The following is a 20,407-nucleotide window of genomic DNA, read 5'->3' as shown; positions in this document are numbered from 1 at the left end:
CGCCGTCTCAGGCCTTGATCCAGGTGCGCCAGGCGATCCACAGCTTGCGGATCGGGGTGAGCGAGGTGCGGCGGTCGAGCACGTGGAAGCCGTCGCGGGCGATTTCTTCCAGCAGGGTGCGGTAGATCGCCGCCATCACCAGCCCCGGGCGCTGGGACTTGCGGTCGATGGCGGGCAGATGGGCGAAGGCCTGGGTATAGAACTGGCGCGCGCGCTCGGCCTGAAACTCCATCAGCGCGCGGAAGTTGTCGCTGTAGCGCGCTTCGAGGATCTCGGCGGCCGGCACATTGAAGCGCTGCAGGTCTTCGATCGGCAGGTAGATGCGTCCGCGGCGGGCGTCTTCGCCGACGTCGCGGATGATGTTGGTGAGCTGGAAGGCCATGCCCAGGTCGTGCGCGTACTTGAGCGTGGCGCGGTCGCTGTAGCCGAAGATCTCCGCGGCCAGCAGGCCGACCACGCTGGCCACGCGGTAGCAGTAGAGCTGCAGGCCCTTGAAGTCGAGGTAGCGGGTTTGCTGCAGGTCCATCGCCATGCCGTCGATGATCTCCAGCAACTGCTCGCGCGGCAGGTCGAAGCCCTTGAGCACGTCCTGCAGGGCAAGGCCGACCGGATGGGTGGGCTGGCCGTCGTAGATGCGCGCCACTTCCTGTCGCCACCACTCGAGCTTGGTCTGCGCCAGCGACAGGTCGTGGCATTCGTCGACCACGTCGTCCACCTCGCGGCAGAAGGCGTACAGCGCGGTGATCGCCTGGCGGCGCTCGGCCGGCAGGAAGAGGAAGCTGTAGTAGAAGCTGGAGCCGCTCTTGGCGGCCTTGTCCTGGCAGTAGGCGTGCGGATTCATGTGTTCTTGTCGTAGTTCAGGGCGCGCCACGCGAGCAGCGGCCAGTCTGTCTTGCCCAGGGTCGGTCGGTGCCTGAAGACGTCGTAGCCGACCGCCTCGATTCGCTCCAGGATGCGCAGCCCGCCCAGCACCATCAGGCGCAGCTCCCAGCCGATGCGCCCCGGCAGGCGGCGGGCGAGCGGGGCGCCGGCGCGCATCATCGCGCGCGCACGTTGCACCTGGAAATCCATCAGCGCGCACCAGGCGGCGTCCACCCGGCCGTGTTCGATGTGGTCCTCGCCGACGCCGAAGCGCGCCATCTCCTCGGCCGGCAGGTAGATGCGCCGCTTTTCGCGGTCCAGCGCGACATCCTGCCAGAAGTTGATCAGTTGCAGGCTGGTGCAGATCCTGTCCGAACAGGCGGGATTGTCGTCGTCGGTGGCGTCATAGAGATGCAGCAGCAGGCGGCCGACCGGGTTGGCCGAGCGCCGGCAGTAGTCGGTGAGCTCGGTGAAGTCGGCGTAGCGGGTCTTCACCACGTCCTGGCTGAAGGCGTCGAGCAGGTCGCGGAACAGCTGCGGCGGCAAGCCGTGCGCGCGGATGTTGCGCGCCAGGCGCTCGAACATCGGCGCCAGCGGTCCGGCGGGGGGCGGCTCATTGCGCTCGATGGCGTCCAGGCCGGCGCGGTAGTCGTCCAGTTGCGCCAGGCGTTCGGCGGGCGGCGCCTCGCCTTCGTCGGCCACGTCGTCGGCGCCGCGCGCAAAGGCGTAGATCGCCTCCACCGGTTCGCGCAGGCGGGCCGGCAGCAGGACGGAGGCGACGGGGAAGTTCTCGTAGTGATCGACGGGCATGGGGCGAGGGGTCCGGCAGGCTTGGCCCGCAGGGCCGCCCGGAGTATAAGCGAAACCGCCTGTCGGGCACTTCCCGCCGTCCTTCCCGGTCCATTCCGCATGCTTGAAATCCGTGATCTTGCGAAACGCTTCGACCCTCGCGCGCCGGCGGCGCTGTTCGAGGGGGTGCGGCTCGACATCGCCGCCGGCGAGTGCGTGGCCATCGTCGGCGAATCCGGCGTGGGCAAATCCACGCTGCTCAACTGCATCGCCGGGCTGGAGCCGGTCGATGGCGGCAGCATCCGCCTGCAAGGGCAGGAGCTTGCCGGGCTGGACGACGACGCCTTCGCCCGCCTGCGCCGCAGCCGCTACGGCTTCGTGTTCCAGGCCTTCCACATCCTGCCCCATCTCACCGTGGTGCAGAACGTCGCCCTGCCGCTGTGGCTGCAGGGCGTGGCCGATGGCGAGGCCGAGGCGCGGGCGCGCGACATGCTGGCCCGGGTGGGGCTGGCCGCGCGTGCCACCGGCTGGCCGCGCACGCTGTCGGGCGGTGAGCTGCAGCGCGTGGCGATTGCCCGCGCGCTGGTGCATCGCCCGGCGGTGGTCCTGGCCGACGAGCCGACCGGCAACCTCGATCCGGCGCATGCCACGGCGGTGCTGGCGCTCCTGCTGGACGCGGTGCGCGAGGCCGGTGCCGCCGGGGTGCTGGTCACCCATTCCGCGGCGGCCGCGGCGCGCGCCGACCGGGTGCTGCGGCTCACCTCGGCGGGGCTGGCGCCGGAGCCCGTGGCGCGATGAGCGCGGTGCTGCGCCGGGTCTTCCTCGCCAGCCTGCGGCGCCGGCCGCTGGGCACCGCGCTGTCGCTGCTGGCCATCGCCCTCGGCGTGGCGCTCGGGCTGGCGGTGCATCTGATCCACGACGCGGCGCTGGACGAGTTCGGCCGCGGGCTGCGCGTGCTGACGGGGGAGGCCGACCTGCAGGTGCTCGGACCGCGCGAGGGCTTCGACGACGCGCTGTACGCGCGTATCGCCGCGCGGCCGGAGATTGCCGAGGCCAGCCCGGTGCTGGAGGTGCAGGCGAGCCTGCCGGGTCGCGAGGACACGCTGCGCGTGCTGGGCGTGGACGTGTTCCGCCTGGCCGGCGTGCAGCCGGCCTTGCTGCCGGTGGCCGACGATGGTGCGGAGCAGCTCGCGGCCCTGCGACCCGGGCGGATCTTCCTCAGCACCGCGGCGGCAGCCGCGCTGGCACTGCCCGAGGGCGGGCCGCTGATCGTACAGAGCGGGGTTGGCGAGCACGCGCTGACCGTGGTCGGACGGGTGCCGGGCGCCGGGGCCGGCCAGCGCCTGGCGGTGATGGACATCGCCGCCGCGCAGGAGCTCTTCGGCCGCATCGGCCGGCTCAGCCGTATCGACCTGCGTCTGGCGCCCGGCGCCGGGCGGGACGAGGCACGCCGCGCGCTGGCCGCCTTGCTGCCGGCCGGGGTGAGCGTGCTGGCGCCGGAGGCCGCAGAGGCACAGGTGGCCGGGCTGTCGCGCGCCTACCGGGTCAATCTCGGCATGCTGGCGGCGATCGCGCTGCTGACCGGTGGCTTCCTGGTCTTTTCCACTCAGTTGCTGTCGGTGGTGCGCCGCCGGCAGGAGTTTGCCTTCCTGCGCGCGCTGGGCCTGACCCGCGGCGAGCTGCGCCGTGCCCTGCTGGCGGAAGGCGCCGCGCTGGGGCTGGTGGGCGGTCTGTGCGGCGTGGCCCTGGGCTACGGGCTGGCTGCCTTCGCCTTGTACCTTGCAGGAGGCGACCTGGGGGCGGGCTACTTCGAGGGACTGCAACCCGCGCTGCGTTTCCACCCCTGGCTGACCGCCGCTTACGCCCTGTCGGGCGCGGCTGCGGGCCTGGCGGGCAGCTGGCTGCCGGCGCGCGAGGCGGCTGCGCTGGTGCCGGCCCGCGCCTTGCGCGCGGCCGATGCCGGGGCGCTGGACACCCGTCCGCGCTGGGCCATGGCCGCTGTCTGCCTGCTGGCTGCCGCCGGGCTGAGCCTGCTGCCGCCGGCCGATGGCGTGCCGCTGGCGGGCTACGCGGCGGTGGCCAGCCTGCTGGCTGCAGCGGTGCTGGCGCTGCCCGGCATCACGGCGGGGCTTGCCCGCCTGCCGGCGCGAGGCCGTTCGGTGCTGTGGCGCCTGGCGCATGCGCGTCTGGGCGCGGCGCCGGGCCAGACCGTGGTGGCCGGCGCCGGCGTGGTGGCCAGCGTGGCGCTGGCCGCGGCCATGGCCATCATGGTCAGCTCCTTCCGCGGCTCGGTCGATGACTGGCTGGCGCGCGTGCTGCCCGCGGACCTCTACCTGCAGGCCTCGTCATCCTCGGCCAGCGGCTACCTGGGCCCCGACGAGGTGGCGATGGTGGCGGCCCTGCCCGGGGTGGCGGCGGTGGCGCCGGTGCGCAGCGATCAGCTGCGCCTGGCCGACGACCGGCCGCCGGCGACCCTGCTGGCGCGCGAGATCCGGGCAGCGGGCGACCTGCCGCTGGTCGAAGGACGGATCGTCGATCTGGCGTCCGATGCGTTGCCGCCGGCATGGGTCTCGGAGGCCATCGTCGATCTCTACGGCCTGCGCACCGGCGACGAGTTGGCGCTGCCGCTGGCCGGCGAGCTGCGGCGCTTCCGCATCGCCGGCGTGTGGCGCGACTACGTCCGCCAGCATGGTGCGGTGGCGATAGACATCGAGCGTTACCGTGCGCTGACCGGCGACCAGCGGACCAACGACCTGGCGATCCGCCTGCAGTCGGATGCGGACCCCGCTGCCGTGACAGCGGCCTTGTACGCGACCCTGGGCGAGCGCACCCTGCGGGTCGCCACGCCCGGCGAAATCCGCGCGCGCAGCCTGGAGATCTTCGATCGCAGCTTCCTGGTGACCTACCTGATGGAAGGCGTGGCGGTGCTGATCGGCCTGTTCGGCGTGGCCACCAGCTTCGCCGCGCTGGCGACCGCGCGGCGGCGGGAGTTCGGCATGCTGCGCCACCTCGGCCTCACCCGCGCGGAGATCGGTCGGCTGCTGGCGATCGAGGGCGCGCTGGCGGCCGCGCTGGGGGTGGCCCTGGGCCTGCTAGCCGGCGCTGCGGTGGCCTGGGTGCTGGTCGAGGTGGTCAACCGCCAGAGTTTCCACTGGAGCATGGACATGAGCCTGCCATGGGGCGGGCTGGCGCTGTTCGCCGCCACGCTGGTGGCGCTGGCCGCGCTCGCCGCCCGCCTGGCCGGTGCACGGGCGATGCGCCAGTCCGCGGTGCTGGCGGTGCGGGAGGACTGGTGATGCTGGCCGCCTGCCTGCGCAGTCTTTTCGCCGCACTGCTGATGCTGCAGGGCGCTCTCGCGTGGACGGCGGAGGTCGCGTATCCGCCGGTCGTGCCCGGCGTCGCTCTGGCCTTCCCCGAGGATACCGGGGCACACCCCGCATTCCGCACCGAGTGGTGGTACGTCACCGGCTGGCTGGAGGACGAGGAGGGCGCCGAGCGCGGCTTTCAGGTGACCTTCTTCCGGGTGCGTACCGGCGTGGGCGAGGACAACCCGAGCCGCTTCGCCCCCCGTCAGCTGGTGCTTGCACATGCCGCGGTGGCCGATCCGCAGGAGGGCCGCCTGCTGCACGACGAACGCGCCGCGCGCGTGCTGGCGCCGCTGGCCGGCTTCGAGACCGGGCGCACGCATGCCTGGACCGGCGACTGGTCGCTGATGCTGGAGCAGGGGGGCTACCGCACCCAGGTGAGGGCGGAGGACTTTGCCTTCGACCTGCGGTTCGCACCGCAGGCGCCGCCGATGATCAACGGCGAGGGCGGTTACAGCCGCAAGGCCGCAGATCCCAAGCACGCCAGCTACTACTACAGCCGCCCGCAACTGGCGGTGGAGGGGCATCTGCGCGTGCGCGAGGCCACGCATCGGGTGCGCGGGCGGGCCTGGCTGGACCACGAGTGGTCCAGCGAGTTGATGCCGCCCGGCGCGCGCGGCTGGGACTGGATCGGCATCAACCTGCATGAGGGCGGTGCCCTGATGGCCTTCCGCATGCGCGACGAGGCCGGGCAGCCATTGTGGGCCGGCGGCAGCCTGCGCGGGGCGGACGGCGCACTGCACAGCTTCGGAGCGGAGGATGTGCGCTTCGCAGCCGGCCGGCGCTGGCGTTCGCCGCGCACCGGTGCGGATTATCCGGTCGAATGGACACTAGACATCGCGGCGCCCGAGGGCGGCGAGCCGCGCACCCTGAAGGTGGTGCCCTTGATGGACGACCAGGAGCTCGACAGCCGGCGTTCGACCGGCGCGGTGTACTGGGAAGGTGCGGTGCGCCTGCTGGAGGACGGCCGCGAGATCGGCCGTGGCTACCTGGAGATGACCGGCTACGCCGAACGGCTGCGCATGTAGTGTTGCGGCCGCTTGTTGGTGCGAGGGAAGAGACTCGAACTCTCACGCCTTGCGGCGCTGGAACCTAAATCCAGTGCGTCTACCAATTCCGCCACCCTCGCGCCGGCGCGGCGGATTATACACGCGCGGCCGGGGCGTTCAGCGCTCGTAGTGCCGGCGGATGTTCTCGACCGTGCCATCGGTGTGCAGGCGTTCTAGTGCATTGCGCATCCGTGCGATCAGGGCCGGATCGGTGTCGCGGTGGCAGGCGTAGCCGATGGTGCCTTCGTGCAGCGTGAATACAGGTCGATAGGCGGTGGTGACGATGCCTTCCTGCTGCAGGCTGCGGGCGGCGGCCTGCGGCAGGTAGGCGATGGCGTCGAAACGTCCGCCGGCGAGCATGCGGACCAGGGTGCGTGGCGAATCGGTGCGGATGATCCTGGCCGGAACCCCGGTCGCGGTGAGCAGCTCTTCGGCGGCGCTGTCGCGGACCACGCCCACGGTCAGCGCGGCGAGGTCGCGCGGACCCGAGACGTCGTCCGCCCGCTGGGTGGGGACGATGATGGCGATGCGGGTGTCGAGCAGCGGGCCGACGTAGGCGAGGCCTTGGCGCTCTTCGTCGGAGGCGGGCTGGGCGAACAGGCAGGTGCCCGGCTGGTGGAGTGCCATGTAGCGGGCGCGTGCCCAGGGCAGGAAACGGATGTCCGGTGGCGATTGCTGGCTGCCGAGCAGGTCTTGCATCCGTGCGAGGACGTCCACTGCAATGCCGGTGGGGACGCCATCCTTCAGGTAATGGTAGGGCGGCGCCTCCTCGCTGACCCAGAGCAGGCTGTCGATGGCTTGCGCCTGGGCGCCGGACGGCGCCGCCCAGGCGAGGGCGGACAGCAGGAGCAGGCGGAAACCGTGTCGGGCGTTCATGGTCGGGCCCGCGCTCAGCGCTGCTTGAGGACCACCAGGGTGAGGTCGTCGTACAGTGTCTGGGTGGCGATATGTCGCTTGACGTCGCGCACGATGGCGTCCTTGATCGCCTCCGCATCTTCGTGGCGGTGCGCGACGGCCAGTTCGACAAGGCGGTCGAGACCGTAGAGACGCTGCGATTCGTCGGCGGCCTCGGTGATGCCGTCGGTGTACAGCACCACCACGTCGTCGCGGTGCAGGTCGATGGCCACCTGGCCGACGAATTCGCCCACTTCCTCCACCAGCCCGATCGGGAAGCCGAGCTCGTCGGTATCGATGAGTTCCACCCTGCCGTCGGTACGCACGACGATCACCGATTCATGCTGGCCGGCGATGCGCAGGCAGCCGCGCACCGTGCCTTGGTCCACCGGGTGGTGGTCGAGCAGCGCCAGGGTGAGGTTCTTGCCGCAGCCCATGCGCTGGACGTTGTGGTAGATGGTGCCGTTGAGCGCTTCCATGATCCGCACCATGTCGGCTTCCTGCGCTGTCAGCATGGTGCGGACCGCGCTTTGCGTCATCAGCATGACCACGCCGCTTTCCAGCCCGTGGCCGGTTACGTCGCCGATGCCGATGCGCAGGCCGCCGGCGTGCGGCAGTATGTCGTAGTAGTCGCCGCCGACCTCGCCCGCGGGTTCCATGTGGGCGGCGATATCCAGCGTGGGCACGGCCTGCAGCTCTGCCTGCGAGGGCAGGACCATCTGCTGGATGCGGCGCGAGACGTCGAGTTCGGCGCCAAGGCGGAGGTTCTCGTCGCGCGCCTGGTCGCGCTGGTCCAGCCCGCGCTGGAAGGCGCGCATGAGCTCGTCCAGACCGTTCACGATCTGCCCCAGCTCGTCCTTGCGGTGGAAACGCAGCTCGGGGCGCGGCCAGCCTCCGGGGCGGGTGGGGTCGATGCGGGTGATCGCCGAGTGCAGTGTCAGCAGCGGGCGGGTGACGATGAAATAGAAGATCAGCACGACCAGGGCGGAGATCGCCAGCGCCTTGACCAGGCCGACGATGACCAGCAGGCGGCCGCGCTGGTAGAAGCTGGCGGCGATCTCGGTGGCCGACAGGCGGAGTTCCAGGCTGCCGACTTCGATACGCTGACCGGCTGCGGTGTCGTGATTGAGATCGAGCACGTAGTGGGTGAGATCGCCGAACAGGCGGTCCGCGAGTTGTCCCGACTGCCCCGCATCCGCACGCTCGCGGCGCGCGATCGTGCGGCCGAAGTTGTCGCGCAGGATCACCTGGCGGGTTTCCGGGCGGGCGAACAGGCCGTCGGCCACCTGGATGGCAAGCTCGTCATTGAACTGGAATGCGGCCTGGGCCGAAGGCCCGTGCACCAGGTTGAGGATGCGTTCGGTCTGCGCGCGGATCTCGCCGCGCATCGCCTGCCAGTCTGCGTAGAGTTCGACCGCGGCGGCGACGACCCCCAGCAGCAAGGCGATCAGCAGCGTGACCGCGGCCTGGCGGAAGGTCATCCCGCGGAGCAGCGGAACACGCACGGCCATTGCCCGGGCTTCGTCCATCTCTAGGGTCTCGGGCAAGGGAGCGGTCATGGACGAGGGCCGTGCGGGTGCTCAGTCGAAGTTCAGCTCGAGCGCCGGCATCAGGCGCTTGAGGTTGTTGAGCGACTTGCCCTGCCACGGGATCGTGCTGGAGCCGCGGATGACCAGCGCGCAGTCCTTGCGGTTGCGCGCACTGATCACGAACCTGGACAGCGTGGCGATGCCGGAACTGTTGAGGAATTCGAGTCCGCTCAGGTCCACCGTGAGACTGCTGCGGCCCTCGAGTGCCTCGTCCAGCAGCTGCGAGATCGGCGCGTACTCGGTCAGGCCGCCCAGACGCAGCGAGCCGCGCAGGCTGACGCGGTTGTCCGCATCGTCGAGTTCGACCTGGTAGCCCTCGCCCTGGAGTGACTTCATCTGCACATGCTCCGTCAAAGTGTCAGCGTGACCTGGGTGGTGACGCGGTATCCGCCGCCTTCGCCCGCCTGGAAACGCCATGCCAGTTCGGCACCGTAGTCGTTGATCATGGTGAGATAGCCCAGCCCCGCGCTCTGTTCGGCGAGGGCGTTGTCCTCGAGTTGCTGCAGGTAGAGTTCGCCCGGATCGCCGTCCAGCAGGCGGGCGATGAATTCGCGGAAGCGCCCGGCGGCCTGCTCGCCGGCACCATTGCTGGCGTGAAACACGATCTGTTTGCTGTCCAGTCCGAGCTGTATGGTGACCGGTTCGGGCAGGGCAGGGTCGTGGTACTTCATCGCGTTCTCCAGCAGTTCGTTGGCGATGAAGCTGACTGCGCCGCGGATTTCCGCCTGTCGAAGCTGGGTGTCGGGAATCGCGTCGTCGAGCGGGAAGAAGGTGGTGACGTAGTCGCCGAGGAAGTCGGCCGACAGCCCGTTGTTGCGCCAGCGCTGCTTGAGCGGGACGCGGCCGGGCCAGAACGACAGGTTGAGCGATTCGGCATCCCGCCCGTGGCGTATTTCGACGATCCGGCCGAAGTCTTCGGTCATATGCGGTCTCCTGGAATGCGCTCGATTATTCCGAGATCCGGTTACGGCCCTGTTGCTTGGCCAGGTAGAGCAGGCGGTCGGCTTCGATGAACAGCCGGTCCTGCTTGTCGTCCTCGGGCACCATGGCGGCCAGCCCCATGCTCACGGTGATCTGTCCGGTGGGCGAGCCGTCGTGTGCGTGGGCGGCCTCCTCGAGCAGGCGGCTGATGTGCTCGGCCACCTGCCGACCGCCTTCGGCGTCGGTATTGGGCAGCAGCAGCACGAACTCTTCGCCGCCGTAGCGGGCCGCGAGATCGCCCTCGCGGCGCAGCACGCAGCGCAGCAGATCGGCCAGCCGCCGCAGGCATTCGTCTCCGGTGGGATGACCGTAGAGGTCGTTGTAGGCCTTGAAGTGGTCCACATCGCACATGATCATGCACAAGGGCTGGTTCTCGCGGCGGGCGCGCTTCCACTCGTGGCTGATCGCTTCGTCCAGCTGGCGGCGGTTGGCCAGGCCGGTGAGCGAATCCTGCCTGGCGGCATTTTCGGACTCGATGTAGCGTCCCAGCCACTGCAGGTCGATCTGGTCGGCGTGCTCGGTGATGGTCTGCAGCACCACTTCCAGGTCGCGGCTCTTCTGCGTGATGGTGGCAACGAGATCGCGCAGCTGTTTTTCCACGGTGAGGCGCTCGCGCACCTCCTGCTGGAGCTGGCGGTTGGCCATCTCCAGCTGGGATTCGATCGCGTCGCCGTGCTCGATGGCGGTGGTCAGCGCGATCTCCAGATCGTTGCGTTCCTGCTGAAGACGCTCGACCGTCTCGTGCAGATCCGTAAGGGTCTGTTCGAGGTCGAGGACCTTCACATAGGGGTTCTTGCCAGGCATGGAACGATGGGGTATCGATGGACGTGCCGGGCGCTGCGGCCTGCATCCAGGGCCGCGTCGTCCGGGACTAACCGGCTGTCGGAACAGCGGATTCTCCATGACAAGCAGCCATGCCGCAAGCGACGAGCATTACGCCGTTACATTTCGTAGCCGGCTTGCAGCGCAGGCGGTTAAGTGGCCTGCTTGATCGCGAGCAGGGCCTGGTTGCGCAGGGTGCGCAGCAGCTGAAGTTCTTTTTCGGTTATCTCGATCTCGCCGGCATGCGGCTTGTCGGCGTAGATCAGCGCCACCGGATTCGACTTGACCGTGAGCGGAAAGAGCACGAAGGTCTTGGCGGTCGAGGCCTTGCGGTACCAGTCCGGGATGCGCTCGGCGATCTTCTCGTCGTCGATGTCGCTGATCAGGATGTCCACGCCCTTGGACGTGGCGGCGTGAAAGATGTCCGGGGTGAACTTGAGCGTGAAGCGGAAGGCGCGTGCGAGCTCGTTGGCCTCGGGACCGAAGCCGAAACGGCCCTGCATGGTGTTGGCGCGCGCGTCCTTGATGCATAGCAGCACGCGACGGAAGCCCATGGCGCGGTACATCGTCTCGAGGATGATGCGCAGGATGTCGTTGAGCTTGAAGTCGGACACCAGCGTGTTGCTGATGTCCTGGATGCCGGCGGTGAGCACCGCCTGCGCGTCGGCCGCCTTCTGTCCCTCGGCGGGGAAATTGCCGGTATCCAGCCCGACCGAGGACTCGCGCTCGAGCACCGCGCCACCCAGCGCAGTGTCATCGGCGTCCTGCGCCTCGGCGCCGCCGCCGCCGCGCGCGTATCGCCGCAGTTGCTGGCCGAACTGGGTCTGGCCGAGGTTGATGCGGATGATGCGGGCGAAATCGGTGACTTCCTCGATGGAACGCTGGATGACCTCGTGCACGCTCTTGTCGTCCAGCGGCACGGTGTCGCCGTAGCGTGCCTTGATGCGGACGAGTTCCTTCTCGCGTTCGGCGGGTTCCAGGGTGGCGATCGCCTGGCAGAGATCGTTGGAGTAGGAAGACAGCGCGCGCAGCCGTTCTTCCGGCGAGCGCGGCCGGCGCACTGCGCCCGGCGGCAGTCTTTCCATGCTGTTCACGATCAGCGGCGGAAAGCCCCAGCTGCGGGCGATGCCGATGCCGAGTTCCTCGAAACCGATGCCCAGCACGCGCTGCGCGGCCACCGCTTCGCTGCAGGACTTCTGCGTCATCAGGTTGCGGATTTCCTCGGTTTCCTCGGGGAAGTAAAACTGCGCCAGCAGTCGTCCCAGGTTGTGGAACACCGAGCAGATGAAGGCCTGCTCCAGGTCGCGCGCCTTGAGCTGGCCGGTGACGTCCTTGGCGAGGATGCCGGCGAGATTGGCGCGCAGGAACTCTTCCTTCAGCACGTTGGCGTTGGCCTTGTCCTGAAGGTGTTCGAAGAGCAGTACCGTGATGGCGATGTTGCGTACCGCATCGAAGCCCAGCACGATCACCGCGCGCGAGATGGTGCTGATGTTGCCGCCGCCGGCCTGGCGGTAATGGACCGAATTGACCAGTCGCAGGATCTTGTTGGTCAGCGAGAAGTCGCGCAGGATGGACAGCGACAGCTTGTTGACCGATTCCGACTCGCTCGACGCGATGCGGTTGATGGCGCTGACCGATTCGGACAGCGCGGGGAAGTCGCTCTTGTGGCGCATGCGGCGCAGCAGGAACTCCACCGTGCTCTGGGCGGCCTCGCGGTCCACGCTCTCTTCTTCCGGCGGGGCGAGAAAAGCCTCCAGTGCCTTGCGGAACTCATCCGCGCTGCGAAAGCGGTCGACCGGATCGTGCGCCACCGCGCGCAGGGCGATCGCGCCGAGGCGCTCGTCCACATGCACGCCGGCCGGCAGCGCAACCGCTTCCTTGGCCACCCGATCCATGATGGCCTGGACGTTGTCGCCCTGGAACACGCGGCGGCCGGTGAGCATCTCCAGCAGGATCAGGCCCGCTGCGAACACGTCGGTCTGTTCGCTCACCGCGCGGCCGCTTACGTATTCGGGCGCCATGTAGGCCGGTGTGCCGGACAGTTCGCCGCTCGACGGACTGCCGCCGTCGACCCGCCTGGCAATGCCGAAATCCATCACCCGTGGGGTGCCGCTGTCGTCGATCAGCACGTTCGACGGCTTCAGGTCGCGGTGGATGACGCCTTCCTTGTGCGCGTGGGCAATGGCGGCGAGGATGGCGGACATCAGGCTGGCCGCGCGTGCCGCGGGAAGCGGCGCCTCGCGCTTCATCAGCTTCGCGAGGCTCTCGCCCTGGACGTACTCGAACACCAGATAGAGATCGCCGTCCTGCTCGCCGGCTTCGAAGATCGGCACGATGCCCGGGTGGCGGAGCTTGCTGACGATGCGGGCCTCGCCGAGCAGATCGACGTTCTGCCGGTCGTTGGCGGCGGAAAAGTGCATGGTCTTGACCGCGACTTCGCGCTCGAGGTGCGGATCGAAGGCGAGATAGACCACGCTCTGGGCGCCGCGCCCCAATTCCCCCCGGATGTCGAACCGGCCGATACGTTCGCCCATGATGCTCTTTTATAGTTTGATGAAGCGTTGCCGCTGTCGCGCAACGTATTACAAAAGTGTCAGCCGGTCCAGCGCAAACCGCACGAATCGGGCATTATTCCCTGTCGTCGATGGAATCCCGCGCGGTGGTGACTTTGCACCTGGCAGGGCGCGGGCAGCGCACTTCCGGGATAGAATTCCGCCGCTCAGAATCTGACTGGAATTCCGTTGATGAAGCGATTTGAAACCGCCTTCGAACACCTGCTGTTCTCCAGCCGCTGGCTGATGGCGCCGGTGTATCTCGGCCTGATCCTGGCCATGCTGGTGCTGCTGGTGAAGTTCGGCAAGCAGGCGTGGGAGCTGCTGAGCCATCTGTTCAGCGCGACCGGGTCCGAAGTGATCGTCGGTGTGCTGACCCTGGTGGACATCGCGCTGATCATGAACCTGCTGATCATCATCATCTTCAGCGGCTACGAGAACTTCGTCTCGAAGATGGAAGACCTGCACGGCCACAAGGATCGGCCGGACTGGATGGGCCATATCGGCTTCAGCGACCTGAAGATCAAGCTGATCGGCTCCATCGTGGCCATCTCGGGGATCGAGCTGCTCAAGGGTTTCATGGATGTCGGCAAGCTCGACGACCGTGAGCTCGCGTGGATGGTGGGCATCCACGTCACCTTCGTGGTCTCCGGTCTGCTCTACGCGGTCATGGACCGCCTGCAGCGCGGCGGCGGCGAGGCGCACTGACGCGGGAGCCATTGCGGGGGCGAGCCTTTGTGCGCGCCCCGCGGGGTCTCAGACCTGCAGTCTGTCGAGCAGCTCGCGCTCGATGCGGACCACCTGGGCGTCCTGTGAGAGGCCGCCGCCGTTGAGCAGGAAGGTGTCCTCCACGCGCTCGCCGAGCGTGGCGATCTTGGCGGTCTGCACGCTGATGCCGTACCGGGCCAGCACCTCGGCGACGCCGAACAGCAGCCCGGGGCGGTCGGCGGCGGTGAGCGACAGGATGTAGTGGCGCCCGGCGTCGTCGGCGCGGATGCTGACCTGCGGCGTGATCGGAAAATGCCTGACCTGGCGCGACAGCCGGCCTTCCGCCGGGCGCTCGACCGGGGCATCCGGGCGATTCAGGCGTTCGGTCAGTTCGTGCTCGATGAGGATCACCACGTCGCGGTAGTGGGCGTCATGCCCGGCGCTCTGCAGCATGAAGCTGTCCAGCGCGTAGCCGTGGCGGGTGGTGTGCACCTTCGCGTCCAGGATGCTGAAGCCCATGCGTCCGAAGAAGCCGGTCAGGCGTACGAACAGATCGGCCTGGTCGCGGGTGAACACCATGACCTGGATGCCGTCCTCGTCCTCGGCCACGCGGGCCTTGACCACGGCCTCGTCGGCATCGGTGCGGTAGTAGAGCACCCGGGTGTGCCAGGCGATCTCTTCCGGCGAGTGGCGCATGAAGTAGACCGCATCGAGCTGTTCCCACAGCGCGTCCTCGGTGCCCGGGCGCAGACCGTGGAAGCGCAGCAGGCGGCGAGCGTCTTCCTGGCGGTCGTCCAGACCGAGCGCCTGCTGGGGGGTGGCGCCGCGCAGCAGGCGCTGGGTGGCGAAGAAGAGGTCTTCCAGCAGCTTGCCCTTCCAGCCGTTCCACACCTTGGGGCTGGTGCCGCGGATATCGGCATGGGTGAGCAGGTAGAGGGCGGTCAGGCGGCGCTCGCTGCCGACCGTGCGGGCGAAACGGCCAACGACCTCGGGGTCGGAGGTGTCTTCCTTCTGCGCGACATGGCTCATGGTCAGGTGGTGCTCGACCAGCCAGATCACCAGATCGGTATCCTCGGCCGCCAGGCCGTGCTGTTCGCAGAATTCACGCGCGTCCACCATGCCCAGGCGCGAGTGGTCGCCGCCGCGGCCCTTGGCGATGTCGTGGAACAGTGCCGCGACGTAGAGCAGCCAGTGGCGCTCGAAACCGAGCATCAGGCGGGTCATCAGCGGGTATTCGTGGGCATGCTCGCCCATGGTGAAGCGGCGCACGTTGCGCAGCACCATCAGGATGTGCTGATCCACCGTGTAGACGTGGAACAGGTCGTGCTGCATCTGGCCGATGATGCGCCGCCAGGGCGGCAGGTAACGGCTGAGGATGCCGTACTGGTTCATGCGCCGGAACTCGTGCACGATGCCGCGCTTCTGCTGGAGGATCTCCAGGAAGAGTGCGCGGTTGGCCGGGTTGGCGCGGTATGCGGCATTGATCTGCTTGCGCGCCAGCCACAGCGCGCGCAGGGTGCGCGCGGTCATGCCCTTGAGTTCGGAGCGCTGCTGCAGGATCAGGAAGCATTCGAGCAGCGCCGAGGGGTGCTGTTCGAAGACCTGTTCGTGGCGGATGTCGAGCAGTTCGCGCACCGCCTGGAAGCGCGGATTGATGACGATGGCCGGGCCGCCGCGGTCGGGGAAGATCTCGGTGCCGTAGTTCTGCAGCAGGATGGTGTTGATCTGCGTGACCTTCTTCGCGATCAGGTAGTAGCGCTGCATCAGCACTTCGGAGGCACGCTTGGCGGCGGTGGCCTCGATGCCGAGGATGCGGGCGAGCTTTTCCTGGTGGTCGAAGAGCAGGCGGTCTTCCGCGCGGCCGGTCAGGTAGTGCAGGCGGATGCGCAGATGCTGCAGGAAGCGTTCGACGCTGCGCAGGTCCGAGGCCTCCTCGCCGGTGATCAGGCGTCGACGTGCGAGATCGCGCCAGCTGCGTCCGAGGCCGGCCGCACGCGAGATCCAGCCGAGCATCTGCAGGTCGCGCAGGCCGCCGGGGCTTTCCTTGCAGTTCGGTTCCAGGCTGTAAGGGGTGTCGTTGTAGCGCGCGTAGCGCTGTTCCTGCTCGAGCTGCTTGGCCTTGAAGAAGGCGCGCACGTCGAGCATCTCGCGGTAGCGCGCGGAAAAGTCGGCGAACAGCGGAGCGTCGCCGGTGAGCAGGCGGGCTTCGAGCAGGTTGGTCTGTACGGTGATGTCCTGCGCCGCGGCGTCCAGGCACTCCTCGACCGTGCGGACGCTGTGACCGATCTCCAGGCCGACGTCCCACAGCGCCCCGACCAGGGTGGACAGACGGGCCTGCAGGTCGCCGGCGGCCGGTGCAGGCAACAGGATCAGCAGATCGACGTCCGAGCACGGAAACAGCTCGCCGCGCCCGTAACCGCCGACGGCCACCAGGGCCGCGTCCGCGGGCATGCCGCAGATCTGCCAGAGGCGCACGATCGCCTCGTCGACCAGACGCGCACGGCCCTTGAGCACGGTAGCGGTGCGCGGATGGGCTTCGTACGCCGCACGCAGCGCGGCGCCGCCCTGGGCAAGGCTCTCGCGGGTCTGCGCGATCGCGTCGCGCAGGGCGTCGATGGAGATCGCGGGCGCGTTCATCGGCGCCGGATCAGGCTGCGGCTGGGACGAGGTGCGCGGCGAAGGCGGGCGGCGGCGGGCACTTGGCCGACAGGGTGAGCACCTCGACGCCGGTCTCGGTGACCACAATGGTGTGCTCCCACTGTGCCGACAGGCTGCGGTCCTTGGTGACGATGGTCCAGCCGTCGGGCAGCTCGGAGATCGCCGCCTTGCCGGCGTTGATCATCGGCTCGATGGTGAAGATCATGCCGGGCTGCAGGGCGACGCCGGTGCCGGGCTTGCCGTAGTGCAGCACCTGCGGCTCCTCGTGGAACTTCAGGCCGATGCCGTGGCCGCAGAACTCCCGCACCACCGAGAAGCCGTTGCCCTCGGCGTGCTTCTGGATGGCGTGGCCGATGTCGCCCAGGCGCGCGCCGGGGCGCACCGCGGCGATGCCCAGCCACAGGCATTCATAGGTGACCTGGCACAGTCGCTTGGCGAGGATGGGGCCGTCGCCGCCGACGATGAACATGCGGCTGGTGTCGCCGTGGTAACCGTCCTTGATGACGGTGATGTCGAGGTTGACGATGTCGCCCTTCTTGAGCGCCTTGTCGCCGGGTACGCCGTGGCAGACCTGATGGTTGACCGAGGTGCAGATGGCCTTGGGGTAGGGCGTATAGCCCGGCGGCGCATAATTGAGCGGTGCCGGGATGGTGTGCTGCACGTTGACCATGTATTCATGGCACAGGCGGTCGAGTTCGCCGGTGGTGACTCCGGGCTTGACGAAGGGCTCGATGTAGTCGAGTACCTCGGCGGCCAGGCGGCAGGCTACGCGCATTTTTTCGATATCTTCGGGGGTCTTTATGGTGATGCTCATCTGGTCGGGGGCGTAACCGTTAAAGGAGTGAAGGCTAGCGCATGCGCGGTCTGCGGGCAAATGCGCCGCCGTCTTGCGCCTTGAGTATGGCAATGAACAAGTGCTATCATCACGGGCTTGTCTGCCGTCTTGGCAGGCAAAATCCACACGCCCGGCAAAGGGGGTCGAAAGGCTTGCCGAAAGGGTCCGTCATCAGGGAGCTGTACTTCCATGACGGTTCGGGCTGCGGACGCCGTGCTCAATGCAGGTGTTCGGCAGCCGTGTCGGGCGGAGGTTCAACCCTTAAATTCGGAGTTTCACCATGACTGTCACGATGCGTCAGATGCTCGAAGCGGGCGTCCACTTCGGCCACCAGACCCGTTTCTGGAATCCGCGCATGGCCCCCTATATCTTCGGCCAGCGCAACAAGATCCACATCGTCAACCTCGAAAAGACCATGGGCAAGTATCTCGAAGCCATGGCTTTCGTGCGCAAGCTCGCCGCCAACCGCGGCAACATCATGTTCGTCGGCACCAAGCGCCAGGCCCGCGAGATCGTCGCCGAGGAAGCGGCTCGCGCCGGCATGCCTTTCGTCGATGAGCGCTGGCTGGGCGGCATGCTGACCAACTTCAAGACCGTCAAGCAGTCGATCAAGCGCCTGAAGGACATGGAAGCCATGGTCGAGGACGGCTCCATCGAGCGCCTGTCCAAGAAGGAAGCGCTGATGACCTCCCGCGAGCTGGAGAAGCTGCAGAAGTCGATTGGCGGCATCAAGGAAATGGGCGGCCTGCCGGACGCGCTGTTCGTGATCGACGTCGGCTACCACAAGATCGCCGTGACCGAAGCCCAGAAGCTGGGTATCCCGGTCGTCGCCGTGGTCGACACCAACCACTCGCCGGAAGGCATCGACTACGTCATCCCGGGTAACGACGACTCCTCCCGCGCCATCCGCCTGTACGCCCGTGGCGTGGCCGATGCGGTGCTGGAAGGCCGTAGCCAGTCCCTGCAGGAAGTCGTGGCCGCCGGCAGCGACGAGTTCGTCGAGGTCGAGGAAGAAGCCGGCGAAGGCGAGCAGGCCTGAGGACGGCTGCAAGGATTGAACGCCCCGCCGTCCAGGCGGGGCGATGGTTTTAACCGGAATTTCAGGAGTTAGCATGGCGGAAATCACCGCAAGCATGGTCAAGGAACTGCGCGAGAAGACCGATGCACCGATGATGGAGTGCAAGAAGGCGCTGACCGAAGCCGCAGGCGACATGGCCAAGGCCGAGGAAATCCTGCGCGTCAAGCTGGGCAACAAGGCCTCCAAGGCCGCCGCCCGCGTGGCCGCGGAAGGCATCGTCGCGGTCAATGTGTCGGCCGACGGCAAGCAGGGTGCGATCATCGAGGTCAACTGCGAGACCGACTTCGTCGCCAAGAACGACGACTTCCTGGCGCTGGTCAATGGTTGCGCCGGGCTGGTGACCACGCAGAACCCCGCCGACGTCGCCGCGCTGTCCGCGCTGCCCTTCGGTGAAGGCACCGTCGAATCCACCCGCGCCGCGCTGGTCGGCAAGATCGGCGAGAACATGTCGATCCGCCGCTTCAACCGTTTCGAAGCCAAGGGTCAGCTGTATTCCTACATCCACGGCGGCGCCAAGGTCGGCGTGCTGCTGGATCTGGTCGGCGGCGACGAGCAGCTGGGCAAGGACATCGCGATGCATATCGCCGCGTCCAAGCCGAAGGCGCTGGATGCTTCCGGCGTGTCCCAGGACCTGATCGACACCGAGCGCCGCGTCGCCATCGAGAAGGCCCGTGCCGACAACAAGCCGGAAGCCATGCTCGAGAAGATCGCCGACGGCACGGTGCAGAAGTTCCTCAAGGAAGTGACGCTGCTGGCCCAGGTCTTCGTCAAGGCCGAGGACGGCAAGCAGACCATCGAGCAATTGCTCAAGGCGCGCAACGCCTCGGTTGCCAGCTTCTCGCTGTACCTGGTTGGTGAGGGTATCGAGAAGAAGGTGAACGACTTCGCCGCCGAAGTGGCCGCCCAGGCTGCTGCCGCGCAGAAGTAAGAGGAGTGCGCATGAGTGCCGCCGCCTACAAGCGCATCCTGCTGAAGCTCTCGGGCGAAGCCCTGATGGGCGACGACGCCTACGGCATCAACGAGGACGTCGTCAGTCGTATCGTTGCCGAGATCGGTGACGTGGTTCGCCTGGGGGTCCAGGTCGGGGTGGTGATCGGCGGCGGCAACATCTTCCGCGGCATGAAGGGCGCGGCCAGCGGCATGGACCGCGCCACCGCGGACTACATGGGCATGCTGGCCACGGTGATGAACGCCATGGCGCTTGCCGACGCGATGCGCCGAGCCGATCTCGAGGCGCGCGTGCAGTCTGCGCTGCGCATCGACCAGGTGGTCGAGCCCTACATCCGCGGTCGCGCCATCCGTCACCTGGAAGAGGGACGGGTGGTGATCTTCGCCGCCGGCACCGGCAATCCCTTCTTCACCACCGACACCGCAGCGGCCCTGCGCGGTTCGGAAATCGGCGCGCAGATCGTGCTGAAGGCCACCAAGGTGGACGGCGTGTATACCGCCGACCCGAAGAAGGATCCGGATGCCCAGCGCTACCACCGCATCAGCTTCGACGAGGCCATCGGCCGCAACCTGGCGGTGATGGACGCTACCGCGTTCGCGCTGTGTCGCGACCAGAAGCTGCCGATCAACGTGTTCTCGATCTTCAAGCCCGGCGCGCTGCGGCGCGTGGTGATGGGCGAGGACGAGGGCACCCTGGTTCATTCCTGAGGACTCGAGCATGATCCCCGAACTCAAGAAAACGACCGAGCAGAAGATGCAGAAGTCGATCGAGGTACTCAAGGCCGACCTGGCCAAGGTGCGTACCGGCCGCGCTCATACCGGCCTGCTCGATCACGTGATGGTTGAATACTACGGCTCCATGGTGCCGGTGAATCAGGTCGCCAACGTGACCCTGATCGACGCCCGCACCATCGGTGTGCAGCCGTGGGAGAAGAACATGGTCGGCAAGGTCGAGAAGGCGATTCGCGACTGTGACCTGGGACTCAATCCGGCCACGCAGGGCGAGATCATCCGCGTACCGATGCCTGCGCTCACCGAAGAGCGCCGTCGCGATCTGACCAAGGTCGTGCGTCACGAAGGCGAAACCGCCAAGGTCGCAGTGCGCAACCTGCGCCGCGACGCCAACCAGCAACTCAAGGATGCGGTCAAGGACAAGCTCATCTCCGAGGACGAGGAGCGTCGCGCCGAGGACGAGATCCAGAAGCTGACCGACCGTGCCGTCGCCGAGATCGACAAGCTGCTCGCGCAGAAGGAACAGGAGCTGATGCAGATCTGATC

Annotated in this window: 18 protein-coding genes and 1 tRNA gene; 8 read left to right on the top strand and 11 right to left on the bottom strand. The window is 67.8% G+C overall.

Going from position 1 to position 20,407, the window contains the following annotated elements; translation table 11 throughout:
- Positions 1–7: 7 nt before the first annotated feature.
- Together hpnD and hpnC are read right to left on the bottom strand one after the other, a co-directional pair.
- Positions 8–841 (bottom strand): presqualene diphosphate synthase HpnD, encoded by an 834-nt coding sequence (gene hpnD / locus IAI53_RS18595; RefSeq protein WP_225433150.1) that lies wholly within the window; start codon positions 839–841, stop codon positions 8–10.
- Positions 838–1,671, bottom strand: a complete 834-nt coding sequence (gene hpnC, locus IAI53_RS06730) for a squalene synthase HpnC (RefSeq protein WP_187717349.1) — start codon at positions 1,669–1,671, stop codon at positions 838–840. Before hpnC ends, hpnD begins: the two co-directional genes overlap by 4 nt.
- A 99-nt stretch (positions 1,672–1,770) precedes the next feature.
- On the opposite strand from hpnC, the gene IAI53_RS06725 reads away from it, so the two are divergent.
- The 3 genes from IAI53_RS06725 to IAI53_RS06715 are packed head-to-tail and all read left to right on the top strand — an operon-like array spanning position 1,771 to position 6,043.
- On the top strand, positions 1,771–2,448 hold the full coding sequence (locus IAI53_RS06725; protein ID WP_187717348.1) for an ABC transporter ATP-binding protein: 678 nt from the start codon (positions 1,771–1,773) through the stop codon (positions 2,446–2,448).
- The gene (locus IAI53_RS06720) at positions 2,445–4,946 is read left to right on the top strand and encodes an FtsX-like permease family protein (protein WP_187717347.1); all 2,502 of its coding nucleotides are present in this window, start codon (positions 2,445–2,447) and stop codon (positions 4,944–4,946) included. Before IAI53_RS06725 ends, IAI53_RS06720 begins: the two co-directional genes overlap by 4 nt.
- Positions 4,946–6,043, top strand: a complete 1,098-nt coding sequence (locus IAI53_RS06715) for a lipocalin-like domain-containing protein (RefSeq protein ID WP_187717976.1) — start codon at positions 4,946–4,948, stop codon at positions 6,041–6,043. Before IAI53_RS06720 ends, IAI53_RS06715 begins: the two co-directional genes overlap by 1 nt.
- A gap of 16 nt (positions 6,044–6,059) precedes the next feature.
- Here IAI53_RS06715 and IAI53_RS06710 read toward each other — a convergent pair.
- From IAI53_RS06710 to IAI53_RS06680, 7 genes are all read right to left on the bottom strand, one after another.
- A tRNA-Leu gene (locus tag IAI53_RS06710) sits at positions 6,060–6,144 on the bottom strand.
- Between the two features lie 37 nt (positions 6,145–6,181).
- Positions 6,182–6,940 carry a substrate-binding periplasmic protein gene (locus IAI53_RS06705; protein ID WP_187717346.1) on the bottom strand — a complete coding sequence of 253 codons (759 nt, stop codon included), beginning with the start codon at positions 6,938–6,940 and terminating at the stop codon, positions 6,182–6,184.
- A gap of 14 nt (positions 6,941–6,954) precedes the next feature.
- Positions 6,955–8,517, bottom strand: coding sequence for a PP2C family protein-serine/threonine phosphatase (locus IAI53_RS06700; RefSeq protein ID WP_222948175.1), 1,563 nt, complete (start codon positions 8,515–8,517; stop codon positions 6,955–6,957).
- A 21-nt stretch (positions 8,518–8,538) separates the two neighbouring features.
- The gene (locus IAI53_RS06695; RefSeq protein WP_187717345.1) at positions 8,539–8,883 is read right to left on the bottom strand and encodes a slr1659 superfamily regulator; all 345 of its coding nucleotides are present in this window, start codon (positions 8,881–8,883) and stop codon (positions 8,539–8,541) included.
- 14 nt (positions 8,884–8,897) lie between these two features.
- Positions 8,898–9,470 (bottom strand): slr1658 family protein, encoded by a 573-nt coding sequence (locus tag IAI53_RS06690; protein ID WP_187717344.1) that lies wholly within the window; start codon positions 9,468–9,470, stop codon positions 8,898–8,900.
- Between the two features lie 25 nt (positions 9,471–9,495).
- Positions 9,496–10,332 carry a diguanylate cyclase gene (locus tag IAI53_RS06685; RefSeq protein WP_187717343.1) on the bottom strand — a complete coding sequence of 279 codons (837 nt, stop codon included), beginning with the start codon at positions 10,330–10,332 and terminating at the stop codon, positions 9,496–9,498.
- Between the two features lie 170 nt (positions 10,333–10,502).
- Entirely contained in the window at positions 10,503–12,884 is a 2,382-nt protein-coding gene (locus IAI53_RS06680; RefSeq protein ID WP_187717342.1) for a serine/threonine protein kinase, read from the bottom strand.
- 210 nt (positions 12,885–13,094) lie between these two features.
- On the opposite strand from IAI53_RS06680, the gene IAI53_RS06675 reads away from it, so the two are divergent.
- Positions 13,095–13,610: a TIGR00645 family protein gene (locus tag IAI53_RS06675; protein WP_187717341.1), complete on the top strand. Its 516-nt coding sequence runs from the start codon at positions 13,095–13,097 to the stop codon at positions 13,608–13,610.
- A gap of 48 nt (positions 13,611–13,658) precedes the next feature.
- Here the strand turns inward: IAI53_RS06675 and IAI53_RS06670 are convergent, their stop codons facing one another.
- Both IAI53_RS06670 and map read right to left on the bottom strand, forming a co-directional pair.
- Positions 13,659–16,247, bottom strand: a complete 2,589-nt coding sequence (locus tag IAI53_RS06670) for a [protein-PII] uridylyltransferase (protein ID WP_187717340.1) — start codon at positions 16,245–16,247, stop codon at positions 13,659–13,661.
- Positions 16,248–16,257: 10 nt separating this feature from the next.
- The gene (map, locus tag IAI53_RS06665) at positions 16,258–17,229 is read right to left on the bottom strand and encodes a type I methionyl aminopeptidase (protein ID WP_349771895.1); all 972 of its coding nucleotides are present in this window, start codon (positions 17,227–17,229) and stop codon (positions 16,258–16,260) included.
- 154 nt (positions 17,230–17,383) lie between these two features.
- Between map and rpsB the strand changes: the two genes are divergently transcribed.
- The 4 genes from rpsB (at position 17,384) to frr (ending at position 20,405) form a co-directional block, all read left to right on the top strand.
- Complete coding sequence (gene rpsB, locus IAI53_RS06660; protein ID WP_187717338.1) at positions 17,384–18,142, top strand: 30S ribosomal protein S2; 759 nt, start codon at positions 17,384–17,386, stop codon at positions 18,140–18,142.
- 73 nt (positions 18,143–18,215) lie between these two features.
- Positions 18,216–19,109 (top strand): translation elongation factor Ts, encoded by an 894-nt coding sequence (gene tsf, locus IAI53_RS06655; RefSeq protein ID WP_187717337.1) that lies wholly within the window; start codon positions 18,216–18,218, stop codon positions 19,107–19,109.
- Positions 19,110–19,120: 11 nt separating this feature from the next.
- Entirely contained in the window at positions 19,121–19,837 is a 717-nt protein-coding gene (gene pyrH / locus IAI53_RS06650) for a UMP kinase (protein WP_187717336.1), read from the top strand.
- 10 nt (positions 19,838–19,847) lie between these two features.
- On the top strand, positions 19,848–20,405 hold the full coding sequence (gene frr / locus IAI53_RS06645; protein WP_187717335.1) for a ribosome recycling factor: 558 nt from the start codon (positions 19,848–19,850) through the stop codon (positions 20,403–20,405).
- Positions 20,406–20,407: the final 2 nt, after the last annotated feature.

The sequence above is a fragment of the Thauera sedimentorum genome (genome assembly GCF_014489115.1).
GTDB lineage: Bacteria > Pseudomonadota > Gammaproteobacteria > Burkholderiales > Rhodocyclaceae > Pseudothauera > Pseudothauera sedimentorum.
The sequence above is the reverse complement of the archived record's forward strand: the minus strand, read 5'-3'. Positions and strand labels throughout refer to the sequence as shown.